Source organism: Mesorhizobium newzealandense (genome assembly GCF_042682145.1).
Classification (GTDB): domain Bacteria; phylum Pseudomonadota; class Alphaproteobacteria; order Rhizobiales; family Rhizobiaceae; genus Mesorhizobium; species Mesorhizobium newzealandense.
Map to the genome: position 1 here is coordinate 74,695 of NZ_JBHUGZ010000010.1, position 14,936 is coordinate 89,630.

A 14,936-nucleotide genomic window follows, 5' to 3' on the forward strand; every position below is an offset into this window, starting at 1 on the left:
GCCGGCGCGACGTCGGCAAACCCTTCGCGCTGAATTCCGAGGAAACCATGACCAAGATTGAAAGTGTCCCGAGGAGCGCCCGGCAATGGCGCTTGCCCTCGACCCTGCTTGCACGCCTGGCACGCCGCTGGCGCCACCGTTGCGACCGACGCCATCTGGAGGCGATGCCCGACTTCATGCTCAAGGACATCGGCATCAGCCGGTCCGATATCGACTATGTCGCAGCGCATGGCGAGACCACGCGGTAGGCGCTGCATCGCACCACGCGTTGGCGATGATGCAAAGGCCCGCGCCTCAATCCCCGTCCGCACCCGCAGCCTTGCCGCATTGCGCCAGCACCTTGCCTATTGCCGCGCTCGAGCCTTTCAGCGGAAAACTGGTCTGGCCATATTTGGCGGCGCTGACGCTGACATCGCCTTTCCCGCGCAGCACGTCGAGCAGCGGATCGGCTTTGGCCAGGTTCACCACGAAGTAGTTGTACATGGCTTCGAGCTGCAGCGTCTTGGTCACGGTCTTGCCGTCGGCCTTGAAATCGAACGAGCCGCTGATGCCGGGCTCCAGCTGCTGGCCGGTGGCGCCGAGGTCCAAGCTCAGCACCGGCGTGTCGAAACAGGTCAGCATCAGATGCGCATCGCCTTTCGGCCCGCCGCAGACCGAAGCGGTCAGCACGCTGCCACCCTCGTCTTCCTCCATCTTCGCGTTCCAGCCGCCGCACGAAGCGGCAAACGCCGGCTGCGCGGCCTGCAAGACCGCCACCGCACCCATGACGATGAGATATCTCATGACTTCCCCCTCGGACATTTGCCGCCGCACCCGCCGGCATTCTATAGGAAAAGCCATCCGGTGGCATCGCCCGTTGCGGCGTCCGGTCCTGATTGTGCGGAGAGCGGTGTTGAGAGCCTGTGTTCGTCTGTGTCTGTCGCTCGCCGCCTGGCTGGCCTTGCCGCTCGCCGCCCATGCCGACTGGAAGCCGGTCGAGAAGGTCGAGACCTACGCCATTTCAGGCCAGTCCGGGCCGGAGCTCTACCGCTCGATCGGCGAGAAGGGTCCAAAACTCGGCGTGGCCCGCGCCATCGCCCACACCAGTTTCAAGCTGACCTGGACCAGGGATTATCAGGCGCGGGCCGGAGCCTGCGTGCTCGTCTCGGCACGGCCGAAGCTCATCATCACCTACACCTTGCCCAGCCCCTCCGCACCGCTGCCGCCAGCCATCGAGAAAAACTGGGAGGTTTTTATCGCCGGCGTCAGCGCCCACGAAAAAGTACATGGCGCCGATATCCTCGACATGGTGCGCAAGATCGAGGCGGCGACCGTCGGCCTCAGCGTTGCCGACGATCCCCAATGCAGCAAGATCCGCACCGAGATGACGAAACGCCTGTCCGAACTGTCACAGGCGCAGCGGCAGGCGAGCCGCGATTTCGACCGCGTCGAACTCGGCCAGGGCGGCAATCTGCAGAAGCTGATCCTCGCCTTGGTGAATGGCGGCTGACGCCAAAACAATTCCAGGAAAAATTGTGAAACGGTTTTCCCGGGAAAAGCGCAGTAGCGCTTTCCCTTGGGAATTGCGTCAAGACGAAGGGCTCTAGGCTTCGGAAACCAGACCGTCGAGAAGCGCAAGACCTTCCGGCCAGTCGCCCAGGCCGCTGTCGGCATTGATGTGACCGAACGCGCCGATGACGGCCATGCGGCTGCCCCACTGCTTCGCCCTCGCCTCGGCATAGTCCGGCGCGCCATAAGGATCGTTGGTGCTGGTCACCACCAGCGAGGCAAAGCGCAGCCGGCCTTGCGGAATTTTGGCGAAAGCCATGCCATATCCAGGGAAGACCGCCGCCGTCGGATCGGGAACGCCGACCAGCAAGGCCGCCTTGACCGGGCGCCGCGAGATCTTCTGCCAATGCGCGATCAGCAGGCAGGACAGGCTGTGCGCAACCAGCACCGGCGGCTCGGGCGCCTCGATCACGGCAGCCTCCAGCGCCGCCAGCCAGTCGGTGAAATCCGGCAGGTCAAAGCTCGAGGGCTGGAACCGCCGCATCGCCGGATTGGCGCTTTCCCAGCGCGACTGCCAGTGCGCCGGGCCCGACCCGCCGCTGCCGGGCAGGATGATGAAATGCGTCATGTCGCCTTGCTCCTATCTATCGAAGCGGCATGGTGGCGTCTTGCTTCGCGGCGGAAAATGGGAAACCATCGGAAAAGTCGCTAGACTTCCGATGGATTCAAGGTGGCCATGAAAAACATCGATGAGCGCGCGCCGCTCGATCCGACCGATATCGCCATTGTCGAAGCCATGCAGGAGAACGGCCGCATCGGCATGTCCGAGCTTGGCCGCCGGGTCGGCCTGTCGCAGCCGGCGACCTCCGAGCGGGTGAAACGGCTGGAGGAGCGCGGCGTCATTGCCGGCTACACCGCTGTGATTGATCCGGCCGCACTTGGCCTCGGCATGATGGCGATCATCCGGGTGCGCACCACGCATGAGCACATCCGCCCCTGCCTGAAGCAATTCGCCGAGATGCCGCAGATCACCGAGGTGCACCGACTGACCGGCGAGGATTGCTTCATCCTGAAAGTGGTCGTCCCCTCGCCGGCGCAGCTCGAAACCATCGTCGACGCCGTGGCCCGTCACGGCGCGGTCACGACGGCGCTGGTGTTGCGCAGCGAGACACCGAAGCCGATCGGCCGCGACCTGATCAGACGGTCAGGCGGCTAGACCAGAGGGGTGTCGCCGCACTGAGGTTCAATCAACCGCTCTACCGGCTCAGATCAAGCGCAGCACTCAGGTCGCCCATCGGCGGCTGGTCGTTGTTGCGCAGCGCCTTGTCGCGGGCAGCGATCCCGGACAGCACCGGCAAATCGTAGCGCGCGGTGATGAAGCGCAGGATCGACGTCGTGTCGTATTGCGTGTGGTCGACCGTGCCCATCTTCGCATAGGGCGAGATGATGAAGGCCGGGATGCGGTTGCCCGGTCCCCAGCGGTCGGCCTTCGGCGGCGCGACATGGTCCCAGAAGCCGCCATTCTCGTCATAGGTGACGACCACCAGCATGTGGCTCCATTGCGGGCTTTTCTCCAGATGCGCGACGATGTCGGCGAGATGCTGGTCGCCGCTCGTCACATCGGCATAGCCGCTATGCTCGTTGAGATTGCCTTGCGGCTTGTAGAAACTCACCGCCGGCAGTTTGCCGTCGTCGATCACCTTGATGAATTCGGCGCCGTCCAGGCCGCCATCCCTCAGGTGCTCGGCCCGCGCGGCAGTGCCAGGCGCGTAGGCGGCGAAATAGTTGAACGGCTGGTGGTGGAACTGGAAGTTCGGCACCGGCGTCGCGTTCTTGCCGTCGAGCGTGGCCTGCCAGGCGCCGGAATACCAGGCCCAACTGACGCCCTTCAGCGACAACAGGTCGCCGATGGTGATGTCGTGCTGCGGCGGCAGCGTGGTCGGCTGCGTCGGGTCGGCCAGTGCCGTGTCGCCGCCTTCGGCCGGCTTGTTGGCGCTCGGCTGGTAAGGCGGCTGCATGGTGTTGACGGCATAGAAGTCGGGCGTGATGGCGCCGTCATTGACGAATTTCGGCACGCCGCCGAGCGCCGAGGCCGGCGAATTGTCGGCGACCTTCAGCGTCGTGCCGTCGGCCTCGACGACGGCAATCTGGCCCTTGATCGGGCTGGTGTCGGCGTGGGGATAGACCGGCACGCAGGCGCAGGCCAGCATGATATGGTTGAGGAAGGAGCCACCGAAGGCGCCCTGGAAGAAATTGTCGGCCAGCACGTACTTCTTCGCCACCGCCCACATAGGCAGGCTGGAGCCGTCATAATGGCCCATCACCAGGGCGCCGGAATCGGCCCAGGCGGCGAACTTGTCGTTCTTCCCGCCATCGATCTGCATCTGCTCCTGGTAGAAGCGGTGCCAGAGGTCGCGCGTGACGACGGAGGTCTTCTCGTTGAAGCCGCCGGCGTCGTCGATGGCGAAGCTGGCGTTGCTGAGATGCGCCGACTGCGCCTCGGTCATCGGCGGCGTCACGCCCTTGGCGGTCAGGCCGCCCCAGGCCGGCGGCAGTTCAGTCAGCGGCTTGCCGTCGCGGTCGAGCTGGCGCACCTGGCCGGCCGAGAGGTTGGCCAGCCCATTGGCGCCGGGGAAGCCGCCATAGAGATTATCGAAGCTGCGGTTCTCGGCATAGATGACGACGACGGTGTCGATCTTGTCGTAGCCGGGCGGGGCGGCGTTGGCCGTAAACGGAATCGAGGTCAGCACGGTGCCGGCCAGGCAAAGCGAGGTGAAAGGCCGCGTCATGGGAATTCCTCATGGCTGGGGTGGTGGCTAGAGGGCAATGAATGGCCGGGAGCGACGAGCCATGGGCAAACGCTAGGTCGACGCCTTGTCACCTTTGTGACATTTTCTTGTCCTGCGAACACGGTTGCGTGAGCGGGTGAGCCGGTCATCAATCCGCAGCAGTACGGTCTTAATTCCGGGGCGGAAAAACGGACCGGACGACATGACAGCGGGACAATGGAAGAAACGCGCCATCGCCGCGTCGATGCTCGGCATCGCCGCGATCCTTTCCGCAAGCATGGTCAGCGCCGGAACCGGCAGCGTCCATCCCGGGGCGATGTCGCGGGCGGATGCCTTCGCGCGGGCGCAGGCGCTGACGGCGCTTGGCCGCAAGATGTTCTTCGACACGTCGCTGTCGGCCTCCGGCAAGCAGGCCTGCTCGTCCTGCCATGATCCGCACCATGCCTTCGGCCCTGCCTCGGCGGCACCGGTCGAGATGGGCGGGCCGCATCTCGACCAGCCCGGACTGCGCGCCGTGCCGTCGCTGCGTTACCTGCAGGCGGTGCCCGCCTTCACCGAGCATTTCTACGATTCCGAGGATGAAGGCGACGAGAGCGTCGACAACGGCCCGACCGGCGGCTTGACCTGGGACGGCCGCGCCGACTGCGGCCGCGACCAGGCCAGGATCCCGATGCTGTCGCCGTTCGAGATGGCCAACAAGGATGCCGCCGCCGTCACCGCCGGATTGCGCAAGTCGGCATACGCCGATGATTTCAAGGCCGCCTTCGGCGACACCGTGTTCGACCACCCGGACGATGCCTTCGACGCCGCCGCCGAGGCGCTTGGCACCTTCGAGCAGAATGCGCCCGACTTCTATCCCTACTCCAGCCGCTACGATGCCTTCCTCGCCGGCAAGGCTGCGCTGTCGGCACAGGAATTGCGCGGCCGCGCGCTGTTCGAGGGCGAGACCAAGGGCAATTGCGCCTCCTGCCATCTGAGCGAACCCGCCAATGACGGCGAGCCGCCGCAGTTCACCGATTTCGGCCTGATCGCCGTCGCCGTGCCGCGCAATCCGGCCATCCCGGCCAATGCCGACCCCACCTATTTCGATCTCGGCCTGTGCGGGCCGCTGCGCACCGATTTCCACGGCCGGGCGGAATATTGCGGCCTGTTCAAGACGCCGACGCTGCGCAACGTCGCGCTGCGAAAAAGCTTCTTCCACAATGGCTATTTCCACACGCTGCGCGACGCGGTCGCCTTCTATGCCAGCCGCGACAGCGATCCCGGCCACTGGTATCCCAAGAACGCCGACGGCACGATCCGGCAAAACGACGATTTGCCAAAGGCTTACTGGGCCAACCTCAACCAGGATCCGCCCTTCGGCAAGAAGCCCGGCGACAGGCCGGCGCTGACCGATCCCGAGATCGACGACATCGTCGCCTTCCTGCAGACCTTGACCGACGCGGATCAGCAGGCAGAGGCGGTGCCCGCGAACTAAACCGCGCCCGCCGGGCTAGAAGGATCTGCCGGGCGGCGCGGTGGCGGCCACGGCGGGATTTCTGGGAAGAACCGGTGAAACGATGAACCGCTCTAGGCTCGCCAGGCCTCCAGATCGGCCATGATCTGCGCCTTCAACGCAGGGTCAGCGTAGCTGGCGTGCACCGATGTCGCGGCGAGCTGGCGGATGGTGTCGTCTTCCCAGGCGAAGGCCTCGGCGCAAGCGGCATAAGATGCTTCGAGAGTGGTGTCGAGCAGCGCCGGATCATCGGTGTTGATCGAGACGGCGACACCGGCCTTGCGCAGGGCGTCGAGCGGATGTTCGGTAAGCGACGGATACACGCCGAGCGCCACGTTGGAGATCGGGCAGACGCCCAGGGGAATCTGCTTCTGCGCCAACAAGTCAACAAGGTCCGGTTCCTCGATCGCCCGTACGCCGTGGTCGATGCGGTCGGCACCAAGCAGTTCGATTGCGTCGCGAACACCTTCCGGGCCGCTCGACTCGCCCGCATGAACGGTGCGCCGCAGGCCCGCCGCGCCGGCACGGCGAAACGCCTCGGCGAAGCGCGGGCCAGTGCGGCCGGCTGCCGCTTCGTTGCCGTCGATCGACAGGGCAACGACGCGCGGGTGTCGGATCGCGCCGAGCAACTCCACCAGTTCGATCGCTTCCGCCGCCGACTGGGTGCGAAGCAGGCTGACGCAAAGCCCGACCGGCGGGTGTCCGTCCTGCTCGGCGGCAGCGAAACCGGCGTCGAATGCGTCGATCATCCCCGGGATGTTCTTGTGCCAATGCGGCCAGTGCGTCGGGTTGACGATGACGTCGGCATAACGCACGCCGCTCCTGCCCATGCGCTGCGCAAACTTGTAGGCCGTGGTGGCGAGTTGCTCGCGCGTCCGGAACGTCCCGCACAACCAGTCGAGCATCTCGAGGAAGCTCTTGAGGTCATGTGCCTCGAAGAGCCTGTCGCGCGGCGCACGCAGCGGAATGCCGGCTTCCTCGCAGTTTCTGATCACATCATCGGCCTCGAAGCAGCCCTCGAGATGGATGTGCACTTCGGCTTTCGGCAGCCCGATATAGTCGCTCAAAGACGCCTCCCCTGTTCGCAAGGCGCCATCAAATCATGAAACGGCCGGTCCCCATTTCAAGAAATGATTGAAAGAATTGCGCGCGGCGCCTAGCAATACCGTACTGGTTGGGATCTTGGGAAAAGGGAGCCGGCCTCGATGAGGGCCAATCTCTCCCTGCGGGGAGATCAGCACTCCACCCTCACTGCGTGTCCGCACTCGCCCTCAGCTCCGCCCGTTTCTCGTCCGACTCCACCGCGAGGTCGAGCACCTTCTGCAGGCCGGCGGCGTGGCGGAACGACGGCTCGGTCTGCACGCCGCTGGCGACGGCATCGACGAAGCGCTGGTAGTTGGTCGGCACCGCGCCGGCGTCGAGCTCTTCCCATTTGGCGTTCTCGACATTCTCGCCGACGCAGGCCTTGAGCACCGAGCCGTCGAGATTGTGCACCACTTCAAGGCCGCCCTTGTCGCCATAGATGCGCAGGCGCAGCTCGTTGAGATGGCCGGTCGCCCAGCGGCTGGCGTGCACCACGCCGAAGGCGCCATTGGAAAAATCCAGCGTCATGGCGAAGCTGTCATTGGCGTCGAGCCCGTAGTCGCCGATGCGGTTGCCGGGCGCCTTGTCGAAAGCGCGCAGCCGGCAGAAGACATGGTCGACGTCGAGAGCCGCACCGTAGCTGGCGAAATCGAGGATGTGGATGCCGACATCGCCGAGCACGCCGTTCGAGCCGTGACCGCGCGACAGGCGCCAGAGCCATTTCGGATCGGTGCGCCAGTCGCCCCAGAATTTCGACACCAGCCAGCTTTGCAGATAGGACGCCTCGACATGCCTGACCGTGCCGATTTCACCCGCCTGCACCATCTGGCGGGCCTTCTGCAGCGCCGCGACATTGCGATAGGTCAGGTTCACCATGTTGACGAGGCCGGCAGCCTCGGCCGCGTCGGCCATCTCGCTGGCCTTGCCGAAGTTCTCGGCCAGCGGCTTCTCGCACAGCACCGGCTTGCCGGCGGCGATCAGCGCCATGGTGGTCGGGTGATGGATGCGGTCGGGCGTGACATTGGCCACCGCGTCGAAATCCCCCCATGTCAGCGCCTCCTCCAGCGAGGTAAAGCGTTTGGGGATCTTGAAGCCGTCGGCGAATTCACCGACGCGCGCCGCATCGACATCGACGGCGCCGACGATGTCGACGCCCTCGATGGCGCCGAAGCGCCTTGCATGCTCCTGCGCCATCCAGCCGGTGCCGAGTATCAAAAGCCGCATTTTTTGCTCCTTGGGGATATTGGAATTCGTCGTCTCAGAGGTGCTGCCAGATCGCCTTCAGCGGCGAGTCCATGGCTTGCTCGATCGTCCGCAACTGCTCGCTGGCCAAGGAGGTCACTCCCGGATCGACGACCGTAAGCGCGCAGACACCGAACGCCGCCGGCCAGATATAGCGCAGGTCGTTCAGCGATGTGGGCTTTTGGCAGCACGGCGTGGTGACGGACAGGTCTTCGAAGCGCGATGCTGCACCTTGGTCCATCGCGTCGCCCCACCATTCCTCGATGTCACTGCCGCAAAACGGACAATGGATGCTTTCCGTGTTTGCTCCGGCGTCAAAGAACGTCAGGCCTTCTTCCAATTCGACGGCGACATGCTCGGCCAGCGGGAACAGTTCACGCGCAACCTTTATGGCTGCGGCGGCCGCCGGCTCGTCGGGGTACCAGTGCGAGTCATATGGCACGAAACGCAGATAGGTATCGGACATGGGGCTCCTCCCGGTCGAGACCTCAAACAGCGCGGATGATGCCGCCGTCGACGCGGATGTTCTGGCCGGTGATGTAGCCGGCGCCTTCCGACGCCAGGAAGGCGATGGTTGCGGCGATCTCTTCCGAGGTGCCGTAACGCTGCATCGGCACGCTGTCGCGGCGCTCTTCGGTGGCCGGCAGGCTGTCGATCCAGCCGGGCAGCACGTTGTTCATGCGCACATTGTCAGCTGCATAGGTGTTGGCGAAGATTTTCGTGTAGGCGGCAAGGCCGGCGCGGAACACCGCCGAGGTCGGGAACATCGGGCTCGGCTCGACCACCCAGGCGGTCGAGATGTTGATGATGGCGCCGCCCTTCTGCTTGACCATCTGCGGTGCCACGATGCGCACCGGCCGGATGACGTTGAGCAGATAGACATCCATGCCGGTGTGCCACTGCTCGTCCGTGATTTCGAGGATCGGCGCGCGCGGCCCGTGGCCGCCGCTGTTGACCAGCACGTCGATGCGACCATAACGCTCCAGGGTCAGGTCGACGAGACGCTGCAGATCCTCATTCGACTGGTTGGAGCCGGTGACGCCGAGGCCGCCAAGTTCCTTGGCCAGCGCCTCGCCCTTGCCCGACGACGACAGGATGGCGACCTTGAAGCCATCCGCCGCCAGGCGCTTCGCCGCCGCCGCACCCATGCCGCTGCCGCCGGCCACGACGACAGCTGTTTTCTCTGAACTCATTGGACTTTCCTTCTCGGTTTGGCGGCACTGCAAGCGAGGCCTTGGTGCCTGACCTATAACCGGTTTCGTCAGCCGGTTCGAACCAGAAAGGCTGAACCAGCATGCAGAATAACGCGACCGTGTGGCTGGGAATTCAGACGGGCAACAGGGCGTCTGGCTTCACATTGGCGATCGAGGCGTAGGTGTGCGTTTCCCGGACGCCGGGCAGCGGCAGGATGACCCGCTGCAGGAAATCCTGGAACATCGCCATGTCGGCGATACGCGCCTTGACCAGATAGTCGAAACCGCCGACCACCATGTGGCACTCGATGATCTCGGGCGCCCGCAACACCGCCTCGGCGAACCGGTCGAAGACATGCGGCGCCGTATGGTCGAGCCGCACCTCGATGAAGACGAGCTGTGCCTGCCCGATCCTGGCGGGATCGAGAACGGCCCGCACCGCGCGGATGAACCCTTCGGCGAACAGCCGCTTGACGCGCTGCGCCGCCCCGGTCGGCGACAGGCCGACCCGGCGCGCCAGATCGAGCGTCGTGCGGCGGCCGTCCTCCTGCAACAAGCGCAGCAGCGAACGATCGATACGGTCGAGATCTGCCATTTCTGGATTCACACTTTTGAGCTGGAACAAGCGTGATAGTCACGCCAAAATCGCGAAAACAGCATATTTCATCACGCCATCAGATCGCAATACCGTTGCCGTGCACTCCAGCCGACAACGAAAGCGGATCCCATGACATCCCTATCGATCTCCCGCAGCGCCCAGACCAAGGGCGATACACCGGTGCTCATTCTGAGCGAAGCCGAGGTGAAAACATGCGTCGACCTTCGCCAGCTTCTCGACGCGCTGGCCGGCGGCTTCAAGGCGCTGTCGGGTGGCAAGGTCGTCAGTCCGGCCCGGCCGCAGCTCGATATTCCGCAAGCCGGCTATTCGCTGGCCATGCCGGCCTGGATGGCGGACATGCATCTGACGGTCAAGATCGTCAACGTCTTCGAAGGCAACATCGCCAAAGGCGTCCCCAGCCATCTTGCGACGATCCATCTGTTCGACCCGGAGACCGGCATGCCGATCTGCATCATGGACGGCACCTACATCACCGCCGTGCGCACCTCCGGCTCGGCCGTGTTGTCGGTGCGAGAACTCGCCCGCCGTGACGCCAAGGTCGTGACGGTGGTCGGCGCCGGTGTGCAGGCCAGCCAGCACCTCAATCTTCTGCCGCTGGTGCGCGACTTCGCCGAGATCCGCGTCGTCTCCAAAGTGTTCGCGGATGCGCAGGCTCTTGCCGCGCAACATCCCGGCGTCGTCGCCGTCAGCGATATCGAGGCCGCGGTGCGTTCGTCGGATGTCGTCTGCCTGGCGACGCATTCCTACGAGCCGGTGATCTCGGCCGACTGGGTGCGCCCCGGCACCCATGTCTCGTCGGTGGGCGTCGCACCGCCCGGCGGCGAACTGCCGGTCGAGCTTGTCGGCCGGGCCGGCCTGTTCGTCGAGACCAGGGATGCCTTTGCCCCGACCCCGGTCGGCTCCTGCGAACTCGCCGGTCTCGATCCGCAAGCCGGAACCGAACTCGGCGAAATGCTGCTCGGGCTGCGGCCGGGCCGCGTCGGCGCCGATCAGGTCACCGTCTACAAGGCGATGGGCGTTGCCATGGAGGACATGGTGGCGGCCGACCTCGCCTATCGCGAGGCGGTTCGGAAGGGATTTGGGCGCGTCGTTGCGCTGTAGGAGGTTGGCCGAATTCATTGTTCAAGTCGGCGCTGCCCCTCATTGCCCTGCCGGGCATTTCTCCCCGTTGAACGGGGAGAAAGAAGCCGGCCGCAACGCCGGCGTCATCCTTGCAGCGCTTATGATTGGCGAAATCATCGGCGACAATTCCCTTCTCCCCGTTCAATACGGGGAGAAGTCTCCGGCAGGGTGATGAGGGGCAGCGCCAACGTCCGGACCAAGGGCATTGGAACCGAAGCAATGGTCTGCTCGACAACCGGAGCGGAGCGGACTTTCGGGTCCGTGAGAAGCGCAAAAAGCCGTCGTTTGCAGGCCGGCTGAATATCAACGCACCTTGGGCAAGCCAGGCAGCATCTGGCTTAGCACCCGATCGCGCAGGATGACGTGATGGAAGATGGCCGCGGCGGCGTGCAGGCCGGCGAGCCATAGGATGATATCGCCAAGCGTGCCGTGGATCTCCGCCAGCGGTGCGCCCCAGGTGCCGGAAAACGGCCCGATCGCTCCCAGGCCGTAGAATGTCACCGGGTGGCCGCCGAACCATGCGCCGAGCATGGCGGTCGCCGGAACCGCGAACAGAAGCGCACAGAGCGCCCAATGCGTTGCCTTCGACGCGACCTCCATCCATGCGGGCATCGGCGGTGCCTCGGGAATGCGGTCGAACAGGCGCCAGACCAGGCGAATGACCAGCAGCCAGAAAACGGTGAAACCGAGCGATTCGTGAAGCAGCAGCGTCGGGGCGCGGGCCTCGGAATAGACCCGCGTCGGCGGGCCCCCTTCGGAGACCAGGAAGGCGATGAGCACAAGCAGTGCCGTCAGCCAGTGAAATGCCTGGGCGAGGCTTCCGTAGCGGGTTGTCGTACCGGACAGCGACATGCAAAAGCTCCGAACCACAGTTGGACACGATCCCCCGCAACGTTGAACGTGCCCTTGTTTCAGTTGGTCCTCAAGTGGACTCAATCCTCGTCGGTCCAGATCAGCCGCAGCAGGCGCAGCAGCGTTGCCCGCTCCTTTTTCGTCAGCCGCTGCAGGAACCGGTCTTCGTGCCGGCGAACCCGTTGCCGCCATCCGGGCATGGCCTCCCTGGCGGCCGGCGTCAGGGCGAGCGTCTGCACGCGTTTGTCTTCGGCATGGTCGTCACGCTCGACCAGCCCGCGCTCTTCCAGGTCGGCGAGCAGCGGCGCCATGTTGGCGCTCTTCATGCCGAGCAGGCGGCAGAGCTCGGCGGCGCGGATGCCGGGCTTCTCATCAATCAGCGCCAGCATGCCGTAGGTGACCGGGCGCAGTGCCGCCTCGGTCAGCTCGACCGCGAAATCGTTGAGCGCAAAGGCCGAGGCGCGTTTGAGATTGTAGCCGATCTGCGCGTCCAGCGCGTCTTCGGGTGCCGCGCCTGGCGCGCTGCGACTGGTGTGAGCCTCGTCCATGTTGCAACCGATCGCCGCGATCAAGGTCCTTGTCAAGCGAAAAAGACTATGCGACATAGCAAACATGATAGCTATGCCATATAGCAATTGTCATCAATGCTAAGGCGAAACGGGAGGACCTGCACATGACCGAAGAGACCGTTGCCTTCGATGTCGAGAACGGCATCGCCTGGGTGCGCTTCAACCGGCCGGACAAGCGCAACTGCATGAACCCGGCGCTCAACCGGCGGATGATGGAGGTTCTCGACCAACTGGAATTCCGCGACGATGTCGGCGTGCTGGTGCTGTCCGGCGAAGGCAGCGCCTGGTCGGCGGGCATGGACCTCAAGGAGTATTTCCGCGAGACAGAGGCCAAGGGTCTTGGCGCCATCCGCAAGGCGCAGTCCGAAGCCTATGGCTGGTGGCGGCGGCTGCGCTGGTACGGCAAACCGACCATCGCCATGGTAAATGGCTGGTGCTTCGGCGGCGGCTATGGCCCGCTCTTCGCTTGCGACCTCGCCTTCGCCGCCGACGAGGCGCAGTTCGCCCTGTCGGAGATCAACTGGGGCATCCTGCCCGGCGGCGGCGCCACCAAGGTGGTGGTCGACCTCTTGTCGATGCGCGATGCCATGTACCATGCGCTGACCGGCGAACTCATCGATGGCAGGAAGGCCGCCGCCTGGAAGCTGGTCAACGAAAGCCTGCCGCTGGCGGATCTGAAGGCGCGTGTCACCGAGGTCGCGACCCTGCTGCTGAAGAAGAACCCGATTGCGCTGAAGGCGACCAAGGACGCCATCCGCCGCGTCGCCGAGATGACCTATGACAATGCCGAGGACTATCTGGTGCGCGCCCAGGAGGCAGCCAACTCCCACGACAATGAGGGCCGCAAGGAAGGCATCCGCCAGTTCATCGACGAAAAGAGCTACAAGCCCGGTCTCGCCGCCTACGACAAGGCCAGGTGACCGTGCAAGCATAGCGCAACCCTGGGGAGGAGATGCAGATGCCGGCCTGGACGACATCGGACCCCGTGGCCCTGCACGCCAGAGCGCAGCCGGATCGCGTCGCCTGTGTCGATCTGGCCACCGGCCGGCGCTGGACCTACGTCGCACTCGACGCGGCCATCCAGCGCGCTGTCGGCGTTCTCGAAACCGGCTACGGCATCGGGCCCGGGCAACGGATTGCTACGATCGCCCGCAACAGTGCCGACCTGCTGATCCTGCAGCAGGCCGCGATGCGGCTTGGCGCCATCTTCGTGCCGCTCAACTGGCGGCTCGCCGGCGCCGAGCAGCAGGCAATCCTTGCCGATTGCGATCCGGTGTTGCTGCTGCATGACTCGGCCCTCGATATGGCGCCGCCCAGCGGCTGCATGCCGGTCGAAGTCGCTGCCTTCGCGGCGGCGGTCGAGGCGCATGCACCGGCGCCGCGCCGCCCGTTGCCGGCGGACGATATGCCGTCGATCATCCTCTACACGTCCGGCACGTCGGGCCGGCCGAAAGGGGTCATCGTCACCGAGCGCAACGCCTTCGCCACGGCTGTCAATTTCGGCGTGCTCGGGCGGGTCGGCAATGCCAGCATCTTCCTCTGCGACATGCCGATGTTCCATGTCATCGGCCTCATCGCCAGCCTGCGTCCACCCCTGCTGCAGGGTGGCACGCTGTTGATCTCACCCGGCTTCGATGCCGGCCTCACCAACCGTCGCCTCGCCGATTCCGCGCTTGGCGTCACCCACTATTTCTGCGTGCCGCAAATGGCCAGAATGCTGCGCGACGATCCGGGTTTTGCCCCTGTGACCTGGACCTCGCTCATCGCCATCTTCACCGGCGGCGCGCCCAATCCTGCCGCCGACATCCTCTGGGCTGGCACAAGGTGTGCGCATGGTCGACGGCTTCGGCATGACGGAAGCAGGCACCGTGCTCGGCATGCCGGTCGAGGCCGACCGGATCGCCCGCAAGGCGGGCGCGGCGGGCCTTGCCGCGCCGACGATCGACCTGCGCATCGTCGGCGAGGATGGCCGCGATATCGCCGCTGGCGAGCCAGGCGAGATATGGCTGTCAGGTCCCAGCGTCACCTCAGGCTACTGGAACCGGCCGGAAGAGACAGCGCGCGCCTTCACCGCCGATGGCTGGTTCCGCACCGGCGACGTCGGGCGGCGGGACGACGAAGGCTTTGTCACCCTCGTCGACCGCCGCAAGGACATGTTCATCTCCGGCGGCGAGAACGTCTACCCGGTCGAAATCGAGATGGCGCTGCTCGACCACCCCGCCATCGCCGAGGCGGCGGTGATCGGCGTCGCCGACCAACGCTGGGGCGAAGTCGGGCGCGCCTTCGTCGTGGTCAAACCCGGCTGCGTGGTCGATCCGGCAGATTTGGCAAGCCACTGCGGTACCCGCATCGCCCGCTACAAGGTGCCGAAGGAGTTTTTGCTCACGCAAGCGCTGCCGCGCACCGCATCCGGCAAGATCCAGAAACACATTTTGCGCAGCTGGACGGCATCGGCCAGCGGGCAAGCCTGAGGCGGACCGGCGT

Annotated in this window: 16 protein-coding genes and 1 pseudogene; 7 read left to right on the forward strand and 10 right to left on the reverse strand. The window is 65.1% G+C overall.

Annotated features, from left to right (window positions below; translation table 11 throughout):
* Positions 1 to 47 precede the first annotated feature (47 nt).
* On the forward strand, positions 48 to 248 hold the full coding sequence (locus ACFSOZ_RS14755) for a DUF1127 domain-containing protein (protein ID WP_379099118.1): 201 nt from the start codon (positions 48 to 50) through the stop codon (positions 246 to 248).
* Positions 249 to 294: 46 nt separating this feature from the next.
* Here the strand turns inward: ACFSOZ_RS14755 and ACFSOZ_RS14760 are convergent, their stop codons facing one another.
* A complete protein-coding gene (locus ACFSOZ_RS14760) occupies positions 295 to 783 on the reverse strand; it encodes a hypothetical protein (RefSeq protein WP_379099120.1) in 489 nt (162 codons plus the stop codon).
* Between the two features lie 109 nt (positions 784 to 892).
* On the opposite strand from ACFSOZ_RS14760, the gene ACFSOZ_RS14765 reads away from it, so the two are divergent.
* The gene (locus tag ACFSOZ_RS14765) at positions 893 to 1,489 is read left to right on the forward strand and encodes a DUF922 domain-containing Zn-dependent protease (RefSeq protein WP_379099123.1); all 597 of its coding nucleotides are present in this window, start codon (positions 893 to 895) and stop codon (positions 1,487 to 1,489) included.
* Between the two features lie 93 nt (positions 1,490 to 1,582).
* Here ACFSOZ_RS14765 and ACFSOZ_RS14770 read toward each other — a convergent pair whose 3' ends face one another.
* A complete protein-coding gene (locus ACFSOZ_RS14770; RefSeq protein ID WP_379099126.1) occupies positions 1,583 to 2,116 on the reverse strand; it encodes an RBBP9/YdeN family alpha/beta hydrolase in 534 nt (177 codons plus the stop codon).
* 108 nt (positions 2,117 to 2,224) lie between these two features.
* Between ACFSOZ_RS14770 and ACFSOZ_RS14775 the strand changes: the two genes are divergently transcribed.
* Positions 2,225 to 2,704, forward strand: coding sequence for an Lrp/AsnC family transcriptional regulator (locus ACFSOZ_RS14775; RefSeq protein WP_379099129.1), 480 nt, complete (start codon positions 2,225 to 2,227; stop codon positions 2,702 to 2,704).
* A 40-nt stretch (positions 2,705 to 2,744) separates the two neighbouring features.
* Here the strand turns inward: ACFSOZ_RS14775 and ACFSOZ_RS14780 are convergent, their stop codons facing one another.
* Complete coding sequence (locus ACFSOZ_RS14780; protein WP_379099131.1) at positions 2,745 to 4,277, reverse strand: acid phosphatase; 1,533 nt, start codon at positions 4,275 to 4,277, stop codon at positions 2,745 to 2,747.
* A 244-nt stretch (positions 4,278 to 4,521) separates the two neighbouring features.
* On the opposite strand from ACFSOZ_RS14780, the gene ACFSOZ_RS14785 reads away from it, so the two are divergent.
* Positions 4,522 to 5,754 (forward strand): cytochrome-c peroxidase, encoded by a 1,233-nt coding sequence (locus ACFSOZ_RS14785; protein ID WP_379099782.1) that lies wholly within the window; start codon positions 4,522 to 4,524, stop codon positions 5,752 to 5,754.
* 92 nt (positions 5,755 to 5,846) lie between these two features.
* Here ACFSOZ_RS14785 and add read toward each other — a convergent pair whose 3' ends face one another.
* The 5 genes from add to ACFSOZ_RS14810 form a co-directional block, all read right to left on the reverse strand.
* Entirely contained in the window at positions 5,847 to 6,839 is a 993-nt protein-coding gene (gene add, locus ACFSOZ_RS14790; protein WP_379099134.1) for an adenosine deaminase, read from the reverse strand.
* A gap of 181 nt (positions 6,840 to 7,020) precedes the next feature.
* Positions 7,021 to 8,079 carry a Gfo/Idh/MocA family protein gene (locus ACFSOZ_RS14795; protein ID WP_379099137.1) on the reverse strand — a complete coding sequence of 353 codons (1,059 nt, stop codon included), beginning with the start codon at positions 8,077 to 8,079 and terminating at the stop codon, positions 7,021 to 7,023.
* 34 nt (positions 8,080 to 8,113) lie between these two features.
* Complete coding sequence (locus tag ACFSOZ_RS14800) at positions 8,114 to 8,563, reverse strand: hypothetical protein (protein WP_379099140.1); 450 nt, start codon at positions 8,561 to 8,563, stop codon at positions 8,114 to 8,116.
* Positions 8,564 to 8,585: 22 nt separating this feature from the next.
* Entirely contained in the window at positions 8,586 to 9,290 is a 705-nt protein-coding gene (locus ACFSOZ_RS14805; protein ID WP_379099143.1) for an SDR family oxidoreductase, read from the reverse strand.
* Between the two features lie 133 nt (positions 9,291 to 9,423).
* Positions 9,424 to 9,885 (reverse strand): Lrp/AsnC ligand binding domain-containing protein, encoded by a 462-nt coding sequence (locus tag ACFSOZ_RS14810; protein ID WP_379099146.1) that lies wholly within the window; start codon positions 9,883 to 9,885, stop codon positions 9,424 to 9,426.
* Between the two features lie 132 nt (positions 9,886 to 10,017).
* Here ACFSOZ_RS14810 and ACFSOZ_RS14815 point away from each other — a divergent pair, with 132 nt between their 5' ends.
* Entirely contained in the window at positions 10,018 to 11,010 is a 993-nt protein-coding gene (locus ACFSOZ_RS14815) for an ornithine cyclodeaminase family protein (RefSeq protein WP_379099149.1), read from the forward strand.
* A 324-nt stretch (positions 11,011 to 11,334) separates the two neighbouring features.
* On the opposite strand, the gene ACFSOZ_RS14820 is transcribed toward ACFSOZ_RS14815, so the two are convergent.
* Positions 11,335 to 11,883, reverse strand: a complete 549-nt coding sequence (locus ACFSOZ_RS14820) for a cytochrome b (protein WP_379099152.1) — start codon at positions 11,881 to 11,883, stop codon at positions 11,335 to 11,337.
* Positions 11,884 to 11,963: 80 nt separating this feature from the next.
* Complete coding sequence (locus ACFSOZ_RS14825; RefSeq protein ID WP_379099155.1) at positions 11,964 to 12,431, reverse strand: MarR family winged helix-turn-helix transcriptional regulator; 468 nt, start codon at positions 12,429 to 12,431, stop codon at positions 11,964 to 11,966.
* A 125-nt stretch (positions 12,432 to 12,556) separates the two neighbouring features.
* Here ACFSOZ_RS14825 and ACFSOZ_RS14830 point away from each other — a divergent pair, with 125 nt between their 5' ends.
* Together ACFSOZ_RS14830 and ACFSOZ_RS14835 are read left to right on the forward strand one after the other, a co-directional pair.
* A complete protein-coding gene (locus ACFSOZ_RS14830; protein ID WP_379099157.1) occupies positions 12,557 to 13,372 on the forward strand; it encodes a p-hydroxycinnamoyl CoA hydratase/lyase in 816 nt (271 codons plus the stop codon).
* Positions 13,373 to 13,404: 32 nt separating this feature from the next.
* Positions 13,405 to 14,923, forward strand: a pseudogene (locus tag ACFSOZ_RS14835) (AMP-binding protein).
* The last annotated feature ends 13 nt before the right edge of the window (positions 14,924 to 14,936 follow it).

Coding starts and splice junctions, on each gene's coding strand:
- ACFSOZ_RS14755 (WP_379099118.1), top strand. CDS start 48: ATGACCAAGATTGAAAGTGTCCCGAGGAGCGCCCGGCAATGGCGCTTG.
- ACFSOZ_RS14760 (WP_379099120.1), bottom strand. CDS start 783: ATGAGATATCTCATCGTCATGGGTGCGGTGGCGGTCTTGCAGGCCGCG.
- ACFSOZ_RS14770 (WP_379099126.1), bottom strand. CDS start 2,116: ATGACGCATTTCATCATCCTGCCCGGCAGCGGCGGGTCGGGCCCGGCG.
- ACFSOZ_RS14775 (WP_379099129.1), top strand. CDS start 2,225: ATGAAAAACATCGATGAGCGCGCGCCGCTCGATCCGACCGATATCGCC.
- ACFSOZ_RS14780 (WP_379099131.1), bottom strand. CDS start 4,277: ATGACGCGGCCTTTCACCTCGCTTTGCCTGGCCGGCACCGTGCTGACC.
- ACFSOZ_RS14785 (WP_379099782.1), top strand. CDS start 4,522: ATGCTCGGCATCGCCGCGATCCTTTCCGCAAGCATGGTCAGCGCCGGA.
- ACFSOZ_RS14795 (WP_379099137.1), bottom strand. CDS start 8,079: ATGCGGCTTTTGATACTCGGCACCGGCTGGATGGCGCAGGAGCATGCA.
- ACFSOZ_RS14800 (WP_379099140.1), bottom strand. CDS start 8,563: ATGTCCGATACCTATCTGCGTTTCGTGCCATATGACTCGCACTGGTAC.
- ACFSOZ_RS14805 (WP_379099143.1), bottom strand. CDS start 9,290: ATGAGTTCAGAGAAAACAGCTGTCGTCGTGGCCGGCGGCAGCGGCATG.
- ACFSOZ_RS14810 (WP_379099146.1), bottom strand. CDS start 9,885: ATGGCAGATCTCGACCGTATCGATCGTTCGCTGCTGCGCTTGTTGCAG.
- ACFSOZ_RS14815 (WP_379099149.1), top strand. CDS start 10,018: ATGACATCCCTATCGATCTCCCGCAGCGCCCAGACCAAGGGCGATACA.
- ACFSOZ_RS14820 (WP_379099152.1), bottom strand. CDS start 11,883: ATGTCGCTGTCCGGTACGACAACCCGCTACGGAAGCCTCGCCCAGGCA.
- ACFSOZ_RS14825 (WP_379099155.1), bottom strand. CDS start 12,431: ATGGACGAGGCTCACACCAGTCGCAGCGCGCCAGGCGCGGCACCCGAA.
- ACFSOZ_RS14830 (WP_379099157.1), top strand. CDS start 12,557: ATGACCGAAGAGACCGTTGCCTTCGATGTCGAGAACGGCATCGCCTGG.